Annotated in this window: 8 protein-coding genes; 4 read left to right on the top strand and 4 right to left on the bottom strand. The window is 71.8% G+C overall.

Going from position 1 to position 9,758, the window contains the following annotated elements; genetic code table 11:
• Window positions 1-143: 143 nt before the first annotated feature.
• A complete protein-coding gene (purU, locus tag ACIRHA_RS41355; RefSeq protein WP_403856719.1) occupies window positions 144-1,019 on the bottom strand; it encodes a formyltetrahydrofolate deformylase in 876 nt (291 codons plus the stop codon).
• A 30-nt stretch (window positions 1,020-1,049) separates the two neighbouring features.
• The gene (locus tag ACIRHA_RS41350; RefSeq protein WP_403856717.1) at window positions 1,050-1,550 is read right to left on the bottom strand and encodes a hypothetical protein; all 501 of its coding nucleotides are present in this window, start codon (window positions 1,548-1,550) and stop codon (window positions 1,050-1,052) included.
• A gap of 117 nt (window positions 1,551-1,667) precedes the next feature.
• Between ACIRHA_RS41350 and ACIRHA_RS41345 the strand changes: the two genes are divergently transcribed.
• The gene (locus ACIRHA_RS41345; RefSeq protein ID WP_403856715.1) at window positions 1,668-2,954 is read left to right on the top strand and encodes an ABC transporter substrate-binding protein; all 1,287 of its coding nucleotides are present in this window, start codon (window positions 1,668-1,670) and stop codon (window positions 2,952-2,954) included.
• Between the two features lie 21 nt (window positions 2,955-2,975).
• Here ACIRHA_RS41345 and ACIRHA_RS41340 read toward each other — a convergent pair whose 3' ends face one another.
• Both ACIRHA_RS41340 and ACIRHA_RS41335 read right to left on the bottom strand, forming a co-directional pair.
• Window positions 2,976-4,544, bottom strand: coding sequence for a hypothetical protein (locus ACIRHA_RS41340; protein ID WP_403856713.1), 1,569 nt, complete (start codon window positions 4,542-4,544; stop codon window positions 2,976-2,978).
• 176 nt (window positions 4,545-4,720) lie between these two features.
• On the bottom strand, window positions 4,721-6,109 hold the full coding sequence (locus ACIRHA_RS41335) for a transcriptional regulator (protein WP_403856711.1): 1,389 nt from the start codon (window positions 6,107-6,109) through the stop codon (window positions 4,721-4,723).
• A 303-nt stretch (window positions 6,110-6,412) separates the two neighbouring features.
• Here ACIRHA_RS41335 and ACIRHA_RS41330 point away from each other — a divergent pair, with 303 nt between their 5' ends.
• Genes ACIRHA_RS41330 through ACIRHA_RS41320 form a run of 3 tightly spaced genes read left to right on the top strand, consistent with a single transcriptional unit; the run spans window position 6,413 to window position 9,633 of the window.
• The gene (locus ACIRHA_RS41330) at window positions 6,413-7,099 is read left to right on the top strand and encodes a bifunctional DNA primase/polymerase (RefSeq protein WP_403856709.1); all 687 of its coding nucleotides are present in this window, start codon (window positions 6,413-6,415) and stop codon (window positions 7,097-7,099) included.
• Window positions 7,100-7,108: 9 nt separating this feature from the next.
• On the top strand, window positions 7,109-8,065 hold the full coding sequence (locus ACIRHA_RS41325; protein ID WP_403856707.1) for an ABC transporter ATP-binding protein: 957 nt from the start codon (window positions 7,109-7,111) through the stop codon (window positions 8,063-8,065).
• Entirely contained in the window at window positions 8,062-9,633 is a 1,572-nt protein-coding gene (locus ACIRHA_RS41320) for a transporter (protein WP_403856705.1), read from the top strand. Before ACIRHA_RS41325 ends, ACIRHA_RS41320 begins: the two co-directional genes overlap by 4 nt.
• Window positions 9,634-9,758 lie beyond the last annotated feature (125 nt).

Genomic DNA, 9,758 nt, shown 5'->3' with positions numbered 1-9,758 from the left:
TCGTCTTCCCTCCGGAGGACTGATTGTTGCGCCATACCGTGGTTGCGGCCGCGGGGCTCCGCCCCGGACCCCGCTGCTCAATCGCCGCAGGGGCTAAAAGTGCACCCCGCTGGCTCTCGTCCGAAAAGCGGGGCTTGAAGTGGCTACGCGAAGACGACCGTGCGGTGGCCGTTCAACAGAATCCGCCGCTCCGCGTGCCACTTGACGGCCCGCGCCAGCGCCTGACACTCGACGTCACGGCCGATCGCGACCAGCTGGTCGGGCGTGACGTCATGCCCCACCCGCTCGACCTCCTGCTCGATGATCGGCCCCTCATCGAGATCCGCGGTCACGTAATGCGCGGTCGCCCCGATCAACTTCACGCCACGCGCATGCGCCTGGTGATACGGCTTCGCACCCTTGAAGCTCGGCAGGAACGAGTGGTGGATGTTGATGATCCGCCCGCTGAGCTGCTTGCACAGGTCGTCCGAGAGCACCTGCATATAGCGCGCGAGCACGACCACCTCGACGCCCTCGGCCCGCACCAGATCGAGCACCTGCTGCTCGGCCTGCGCCTTCGTCTCCTTCGTCACCGGGATGTGGTGGAAGGGGATGTCGTACGAGGCGACCAGCTCGGCGAAGTCCGTGTGGTTGGAGACGACCGCGGCGATGTCGACCGGCAGCGCGCCGATCCGCGCCCGGAAGAGCAGGTCGTTCAGGCAGTGGCCGAACTTGCTGACCATGAGCACGATCTTCATGCGATCGCTCGCCCGGTGGATCTGCCAGTCCATCTGGAACGAGTCGCCGATCGCGGCGAAGCTGGCGCGCAGCTTCTCCACGGTCACGTGGGCGTCCGCACTGAAGTGGACGCGCATGAAGAACAGTCCTGTGTCGTGGTCACCGAACTGCTGACTGTCCTCGATGTTGCAGCCGGTCATGAAGAGGTAGCTCGACACGGCGTGCACGATGCCCTGCTTGTCGGGGCAGGAGAGGGTGAGGACGTACTGCTCGGGGCCGGAGGCGACGGACTGCGCGTTCATGCGCCAAGCCTAAACGCCCGGCAGGCGGCGCTATGCCGCCCGCGTCATGATCCGCAGCACCTCAAGCGTCTGCGGCGCCCCCTCCGGGTCCTCGGCGTCGCTCGTGGCGAGCCTCACATGGGCGTCGCGGGCCGCACGGACCGCGTCCGGCCAGCCCTCGTGATTCAGATACGCGGCGACCGGGGCGTCCGGGCCCACCTGGTGCATGATCCGCAGCACCCGCAGCACCGCGGCGTCGACGAGCGCCGCCTCCTGCGAGTCCCGGAAGATCGTCCCGACGTATTTCTCGGCGGACCAGTTGTCCAGCCAGGTGTCCTCGACGAGGCGGTACACGGCGTCGGTCACGTCTCCGTATCCGTCCACGCCTGCCTGCCAGACGTCCCGCTGGAACGTCGGGTCGGAGAGCATGTGCAGCGCGGAACGCACGTTGCTGCGCCAGCGCCACCACGGCATGTCGTTGAGTGGCATGCCGCCCATCTTCGTTGAGCGACGGCCGCGACGGGAAGACTTGTCCGAGGTTTGCACGGTCATCGATCGTACGTCCCGGCCCCTCGAGCCCCGCACGACCCCCGCAATTCACCTCATCGTCACCACGCGTTGACCACGGGTCACAGAGCCGTTGGCGGCGCGGCGGAATCGTGCGGGGACATGACCGGCAGGCGCTCCAGCACCCGTAACCGCATCGTCCCCCGAAGCCGCATACGCACCGCTGCCGTGCTCCTGAGCGCTGCCATGGTCGCCGGGTGCGGGCTCGTCCCCGGCGGCGACGCCAAGGGCGTGGGGAAGCCGCCGGTGACCGTCATGACCTGGGCCCCCGAGAAGACCGGAGCGACCAACATGCCCGGGGTGCCCGCCATGGCGCGGGCCTACGCGCGCTGGGTCAACGCCCACGGCGGCATCGGCGGCCGGACGCTGAAGGTCCTCACCTGCAACGACCACAACGACAGCGTGGCCGCCGCCCGCTGCGCCCGCTCGGCCGTCCAGCACGACGTCGTGGCGGTCGTCGGCTCGTACAGCCAGCACTCGAACGCCTTCCTGCCCCCGCTGGAGTCCGCGGGCATCCCCTACATCGGCGGCTACGGCGCCACCGAGGCGGAGTTCACCAGCCCGCTGTCGTACCCGGTCAACGGCGGACAGGCCGCCCTCCTCGCCGGCAACGGGCGCCAGCTCTCCGAGGACTGCGCCCGCACCGTCCTGATCCGCCCCGACTCCATCGCGGGCGACCAGCTCGCGCCCCTGCTCAACTCCGGCCTCGCGCTGCGCGACCGCCCCGCCGCCGTCGACGTGCTCGCCGCCGACGACGCCACCGACTACGCCGACCAGGCCCGCCGCGCCCTCGACACCGCGAGCCGGGCGCCGCAGGGCGAGGGCTGTGTCGCGGCGGTGCTCGGGGAGCGTACGAACACGTTCTTCGACTCGTTCCGGCGGCTGCGCGAGGACTACCCCTCCGTGCACACCGCCACCGTCCTCGGCAGCGTCGACCAGACCGTCGTCGACCGCACCGGCGGTCCCGAGAGCCCCTACGAAGGGGCGTACGTCACCAGCTGGTACCCGGCGTCGGGCGACGCCCGCTGGGCCCCCATGAAGCGGGCGATCAACGAGCAGGCCTTCGGCGACAACCGGATCGACCCGGCGGACGCGGGCGTGCAGACCACCTGGATCGCGTACGAGGTGCTGCGGCGGGTCATCGAGTCGCTCGGCGACGAAGCGGTGACCTCGCGCGCCGTGCGCACCGCCCTCGACGACGACCTCAAGGTCACGACGGGCGGGCTCACCCCGCCGCTGCGCTGGGGATACGACCACATGTCCGCGGTCGGCGACTACCCGCGCCTGGTCAACGCGCGGGTGAGCTTCCAGAAGGTCGTCTCCGGGCGGCTCAAGGCGACCGGGAAGTCCTCGGTGGACGTGACGGGCACGCTCGCCGGGCTTTCCTGATCGCCCCTGCCCACGAGGGCGTCAGAGCTGGACGGCGGAGCGCTGGGTCAGCCCGTACTTGCCCGCGATCTGGTTCCACAGTTTCGAGGCCTGCTGCTTCTGCGTGGACGCCGTGCCGCTCGCCGCGTCGCCCGCCCTGCGCTCGGACGTCGGCTTGGCGTGGCCCTTCTTGCACAGCGCCTTCTTCTTGGCGGCGACCTGGTCGCCCCACTTCGCGTAGTGGCTGTCCGCGGACGCGGAGGCCTTCCAGGCGCTGGTGAGGGCGGCGGTGAGGCGGGCGTGGTCGGGCAGCTTGTCCACGGACAGCGTGCCGAGGCGCGTCACCAGGTCATTGCGCTGCGTCGCGGCGCTCCGCAGGTCCTTCGACGCCTGGGGCAGTGCCTTGCAGCCGCCGATGTTCGCGACCGAACGCACCACGGCGGAGCGGCTGTTGTTGGAGTCGCCGAGCAGCTTGTCGAGCTCGACGGCCTGCTCCTTGGCCGGGTCCACGGCCGGCGAGGGCGCCTCGGACGCGGGCGCCGAACCCGACACGTTCTTCGTCGCGTCCGTCTTCTTGTCGTCGTCCCCGCCGCTGAACATGGCGCCCGCGCCGACGCCCACGACGAGGATGGCGACGCCGACCGCGGCGATCAGCGGCACCTTGGAACCGGTGCGGGCCTTGCCGCCGCGCGGCGGCTCGGGCTGGTACCCGTACTGCTGCGGGGGCGGCGTCATGCCAGGCGCCCCCGGCCCACCGGGCCCGGCCTGCGCCGCGTGCGGGTCGAAGCGCGGCATCTGCTGCGTCGCGCCGGCGCCGCCCTCCGGCTCCGTACGGAACAGGGCGTCGAACTCGGCCGGCGGCTGCCGCTCACCGGGGTCCCCGGGGCGTACGCCGTAGCCCTGGTCCTGAGCGGGCATCGCCTGAGCGGGCATCGCCTGGCCCGGCATCGGCTGGCCCTGGCCCGGCATCGGCTGGCCGGGAACCGGCGGGATGTACTGCGTGGCCTGGCTGTCGGGGGAGCCCCCGTAGCCGGGCGGTGCCGCGTTCGGCATCGGCTGCGCACGGCCCAGGAACTGCGTGGCGTCCGGGGCGGGAGCCTCCGGCGGCAGCCCGGAACCGGACGCGTACTGGGCGGCCTGCTGCTGCGCCGCCGGGGGTATGTACTGCGTGGCGTCCCCGTCGTAGGCGCCGGGAGCGGGCCCCGCGGGAGCCGCGGGCGGCAGCGGACCGGCCTCCGCGTACTGCTGCGGCAGCGCCTGCGCGGGCTGCTGCGGCGGCAGGGCGGCGCCGTAGGACTGCGGCGGCAGCGCACCGTGGTCCTGCTGCGGCGCGGGCGGCATCGGCGCGGAGCCCTGCGGCTGGCCCCACTCGTACGTAGGCATGGACCCGTCGTAGGTCGGCATCGGCCCGGCGTTGTGCGCCTGCTGGGACTCGGGCCCCCACGGCTGACCCCACGGGCTCGCGCCCGCCGGACCCGCCTGGTCGCCGTACGTGCCCGGCAACAGGGGCTCACCGCCGTCGGCAGGCAGCACGACACCTTCGTGCGTCTGCCGCGCCTGCGGAAGGTGCGGGCTTTCGCCCTGCCCACGCTGCCCGCTCTGCTCCGTCACCGTAAGACTCCTACGTAGGGGGTCGGAATCGTCGGCTCACGCTACCGGGTCTTCGTACGCCCGTGCTACGCACCTCAAATCCCGAAAGCCTCCCCAGTGACGCGACTAACAAAACCGGCCACCGGCTTGCCCGTTATGACACAGCTCACGCCGCTCACGCCAGACAAGTACGCCGCTCACGCCGCCTGAAGCTCCATTCGCGCCCCGAACTCCCGCACCACGGGCTCCTCCCCGAACGGGTCGAGGCGCTCCCTGAAGTCGTCCAGATACTCCGCGCCCCGGTTCGAACGCACCGTGCCGAGCAGCTCGACGGCCCGAAGTCCCGTATGACAGGCCTGTTCCACCTCGCGCTGCTGCACCTGCGCCGAGGCGAGCAGCACGAGACCGATCGCGCGGCGCCGGGCCCGCGACTCCGGGTGCCCGTCCAACGACTCCTGCGCACACCGCGCCGCGTCCCTCGACTGCCCCAAGTCACGGTGGCAGTGCGCCAGTTCGTCCGCCAGATACGCGTGGTCGAAGTGCGCGATCCACACCGGGTCGTCCCCGGAGTCGGTCCGCCCTTCGGCCTGTTCCATGGCGGCGACCGCACGCGAGGAGGAGGACTGCGCCGACCTCGCGTCCCCGAGAAGTGCGTGGCCGCGCGCCTCGGCGGCGTGGAACATCGCCTCAGCGCGCGGCGTCACACGCCCGCGCGCCCCCTCCTGAGCCGCGCGGGCGAGCTGGGAGATCTCGCGCGGATTGCCGAGCTGCGCCGCCAGGTGACTCATGGACGCGGCCAGTACGTACCCGCCGTAGCCACGGTCACCGGCCGCCTGCGCGAGCCGCAGCGCCTGAATGTAGTACCGCTGGGCGAGCCCCGGCTGGCCGGTGTCGATCGCCATGTACCCGGCGAGCTCCGTCAACCGCGCGACGGCGGAGAACAGTTCACGCCCCACCGCCTCCCGGTACGAACCCGCGAGCAGCCCGCTCACCACACTGTTCAGGTAATGCACGACGACCGGGCGTACGTGCCCGCTCCCGTACTGATGGTCCAGATCGGTCAGCGCCTGCGTCATCGCCCGCACCGCCGCCACGTCCGAAGGGCCGACCCGCGGCCCCGCCGCCCGCGCCACCTGCGAGTCCGGCACGGAGATCAGCCAGTCGCGGCTCGGCTCGACGAGCGCCGATGACGCCACGGACGAACCGGAGAGAAAGTCCCTGCGCCCCACGTCGCTTCGCCACAGCTCGCACACCTGCTCAATGGCGCCGAGCACGGTGGGCGCGAACTGGAGCCCGACGCCGGAGGCGAGGTTCTTCCCGTTGGCCATCCCGATCTCGTCGATGGTCACCGTGCGTCCGAGCTTGCGGCCAAGGGCCTCCGCGATGATGCCCGGCGCCCGGCCGCGCGGCTGCTGCCCACGCAGCCAACGCGCCACGGACGTCTTGTCGTAGCGAAGGTCCAGCCCGTGCTCCGCACCGCACATGTTGACCCGGCGCGCGAGCCCCGCGTTCGAACAGCCCGCTTCCTGGATGAGCGCCTGCAGCCGTTCATTGGGCTGTCGCGCTACGAGAGGCCGAGCGGCCATGACGTACCCCCTGAAGTGCCCGTCCGGGTGTCCGACTGCCGGTCAACAGCCGGTCGTTGGATCATCACTGCCCTGAGTGGAAACGGAAGATGCACCACAAACGGGTGTCAAACACACGCCCGCGTGACGCCGGCCCGCCGCGTCGCCGTTCTCATTACCTCTCCCGCACTACCCACGACCCGGGGCCTCCTCGCCCGCGCGCCCCCACCCATGCACCCATGCGCCCCACATGCGGGAACGATGCTCCCGGCCCGCCCGTACGTGCGCCCGTAACCCTCCGTGGCGGCGGGAGTTGAGAACGACGTGGAAGAGACCATCGCAGGCACCTCGGACGTCAGCCCACCCGCCACCGCCGCCGGGCAGATCCCGCAGCAGCGCGGCGACTCGCTCCTGGACACCGCCGTCCGCTACGCGGAAGAGCGGCACTGGGACGTGTTCCCGGGCACCTGGCTGGAGATCGGCGACGGCGTCCAGCGCTGCTCGTGCGGCTCCCCCCAGTGCCCCGCCCCCGGCGCGCACCCCGCCCGCCCCGACTGGGCGACGCAGGCGACCGGCAGCGCGACCGTGGCCCGCCGGCTGTGGTCGAAGCAGCCGAACGCGTCGATCCTCCTCCCCACGGGCCGCACCTTCGACGCGATCGACGTGCCGGAGACCGCCGGGTTCCTCGCCCTCGCCCGCATGGAGCGGATGGAACTCACCCTCGGCCCCGTGACCTGCACCCCCGACCGCCGCATGCAGTTCTTCGTCCTCCCCGGCGCGACCGTCAAGGTCCCCGACCTCGTACGCAAGCTCGGCTGGCCCCCGGCCTCCCTCGACCTGCTCGCGCTCGGCGAGGGCCAATACGTCGCCGCTCCCCCGACCCGCTTCGGCAGCCGGGGCGCCGCCCAGTGGGCCTGCCGGCCGACCCCCGCGAACCGCTGGCTCCCGGACGCGGAGGAGCTCATCTCCCCGCTGGCGTACGCGTGCGGGCGCGAGGGCCGACGCGGGTAGCGCCTCCCCATGGCCCGCCCACGGCCGACGTATCGTGCCCGGACGGACGAAGACGACGAAGGGCGGGCACAGTTGACCTCGGCCGAGGAAACCGCAGCCGTACGCGTACACGACCTATGGAAGTCGTTCGGGCCGCAGACCGCGGTGGCCGGCATCGAACTCACGCTGCCCGCGGGCCGGTTCATCGGCCTCGTCGGGCCGAACGGCGCGGGCAAGACCACGACCCTCTCCATGGTCACCGGCCTGCTCCGCCCCGACCGGGGCACCGTGTACGTCGCCGGCCACGACGTCTGGGCCGACCCCGCCGAGGTCAAGGCACGCATCGGCGTCCTCCCGGAGGGCCTGCGCCTCTTCGAACGCCTCTCCGGCCACGAACTCCTCGCGTACACCGGCCGCTTGCGCGGGCTGCCCGGCGCGGAGGTCGACAAGCGTGCGGACCAGCTCCTCGACGTACTGGACCTCGCCGGGGCCCGCCACAAACTCGTCGTCGACTACTCGACCGGCATGCGCAAGAAGATCGGCCTCGCCGCGGCGCTGCTCCACAACCCCGAAGTCCTGTTCCTGGACGAACCGTTCGAGGGCGTCGACCCGGTATCGGCCCAGACGATCCGCGGCGTCCTGGAGCGCTACACACGCTCCGGCGCGACGGTCGTCTTCTCGTCCCACGTCATGGAACTCGTCGAATCCCTCTGCGACTGGGTCGCGGTGATGGCGGCGGGCCGCATCCGCGCACAGGGCCCACTGTCGGAGGTCCGCGGCGATTCGCCCTCCCTCCAGGAGGCGTTCCTGGAACTGGTGGGAGCACGTGGCCGCACCAGCGAGGGATCGCTGGACTGGCTGGGCAACGTTCAAGCCCCTGCGGCGGCTGAGCCAGATCAAGCCCCTGCGGCGATTGAGCAGCGGGGTCCGGGGCAGAGCCCCGAGTCCGCAACACCGTCGCAGCGCAACAAGCGGCCCCAGCCATGACCGCAACCCTGGTCCAACTCAAACTCGCCCTGCTGCGCAACGGCCTCCGCCAATCCCCCGGCCGCCGCGCCGCGTACATCGCCTCGCTCCTCGCGGCCACGCTCCTCGCCGCCCTCCAGCTCCTCGGCCTGATCCTCCTCCACGGCACCGCGCACGCCGCAACCATCGGCATCCCCCTCACCACCCTCCTCGCCCTCGGCTGGGCCGTCCTCCCGCTCTTCTTCCCCAGCGGCGACGAAACCCTCGACCCCACCCGCCTCGCGATGCTCCCGCTGCGCCCCGACCCCCTCGTCCGCGGCCTCCTCGTGGCGTCACTGGTCGGCATCGGCCCGCTCTTCACGCTGTGCCTCGCGTTCGGCGCCGCGTACGCGGTGGCACACGGGGCAGCTGCCACGGCCGTCGCGGTACTGGCGGTCCCCCTCACCGTTCTCACCTGCGTCGCCCTCGCCAGAACCGTCGCCGCAGCCAACATCCGGCTCCTCACCAGCCGCAAGGGCCGCGACCTCGCCGTCCTGAGCGGGCTCGTCATCGCCGTCGGCGTGCAGCTGGTCAACTTCGGGGTGCAGCGGCTCGGCGCGGCGGGCGGGGTCGACGCGCTCGACCCGGTGGCGAAGGTCCTCGGCTGGATCCCCCCGGCGTCGGCGATCGCCGCGGTCGACGCGGCGAGCAGGGCGTCGTACGGACCGGCCCTGGCCCAACTGGCGCTCTGTGCGGCGGCCTTGCTGCTGCTCCTGACCCTCTGGCGCCGCGCCCTGACCCGCCTGATGACCGCACCGGACGGCTCCACGATCGAGGCGGCGAGCCCCGGCCGCCGCCGCACCCGCACGGGACCCCGCCTCCTCCCCGAGGGCCGCACCGGCACCGTCATGGAGCGCAGCCTGCGCTACGTATGGCGCGACCCGAAGACCAAGGCCGCCTGGGTCACATCCCTCGCGATCGGCCTGATCGTCCCCGTCTTCAACGCCCTCCAGGGCACCGGCACCGTCTACTTCGCGTGCTTCGCCTCCGGAATGCTCGGCATCCAGATGTACAACCAGTTCGGCCAGGACACCTCGGCGTTCTGGATGGTGGCGATGACGATCGCGTCACCGAAGGACGCCTACGTCGAACTACGCGCGCGTGCGTACGCCCTGCTCCTGATCACCCTCCCGTACGCCACGCTCGTCACCGTCATCACGACGGCGATGCTGGACTCCTGGCCCGACTTCCCCGAAGTCCTCGGCCTTTCCTACGCCCTGCTCGGCGCGATGCTCGCCACCGGCGCGTGGACCTCGGCACGCTTCCCGTACTCGATCCCGCAGGAGGGCTACAAGAACGTCGCACCGGGCCAGGCGGGGCTGGCCTGGATCTCCATCTTCGGCGGCATGGTCGCGGCGGCCCTGCTCTGCACCCCGGTCCTGGCCCTCACCATCACCCTGCACGCGACGGACTCGGCCTCCTGGACGTGGATCCTGCTCCCGATCGGAGCGGCGTACGGAGCGGGGGCGACGGTCCTGGGCCTGCGCCTGGCGGCCCCGCGCACGGCCGACCGCCTGCCGGAGATCCTGCTGGCGGTGAGCAAGGGCTGAGGCCATACGTGGCCCACAGAACGCAGACGACCCGCGAGCCGTGGTTCCTCCCGTACGAGACGGTCGGAAGCCGGCCGGACGTACCGGCGGCTCGCGGGTCGGGCGACTGCTTGGGATTGGGCCGG

It is taken from the genome of Streptomyces sp. NPDC102360, from assembly GCF_044766085.1.
GTDB lineage: Bacteria > Actinomycetota > Actinomycetes > Streptomycetales > Streptomycetaceae > Streptomyces.
Note: the sequence above shows the minus strand (reverse complement) of the source record. Positions and strands in the feature narration are given on the sequence as shown.

Excerpts from the sequence above, each read along its gene's own strand:
- purU (WP_403856719.1), bottom strand. The coding sequence starts at position 1,019 with ATGAACGCGCAGTCCGTCGCCTCCGGCCCCGAGCAGTACGTCCTCACC.
- ACIRHA_RS41350 (WP_403856717.1), bottom strand. The coding sequence starts at position 1,550 with ATGACCGTGCAAACCTCGGACAAGTCTTCCCGTCGCGGCCGTCGCTCA.
- ACIRHA_RS41345 (WP_403856715.1), top strand. The coding sequence starts at position 1,668 with ATGACCGGCAGGCGCTCCAGCACCCGTAACCGCATCGTCCCCCGAAGC.
- ACIRHA_RS41335 (WP_403856711.1), bottom strand. The coding sequence starts at position 6,109 with ATGGCCGCTCGGCCTCTCGTAGCGCGACAGCCCAATGAACGGCTGCAG.
- ACIRHA_RS41325 (WP_403856707.1), top strand. The coding sequence starts at position 7,109 with ATGGCCCGCCCACGGCCGACGTATCGTGCCCGGACGGACGAAGACGAC.
- ACIRHA_RS41320 (WP_403856705.1), top strand. The coding sequence starts at position 8,062 with ATGACCGCAACCCTGGTCCAACTCAAACTCGCCCTGCTGCGCAACGGC.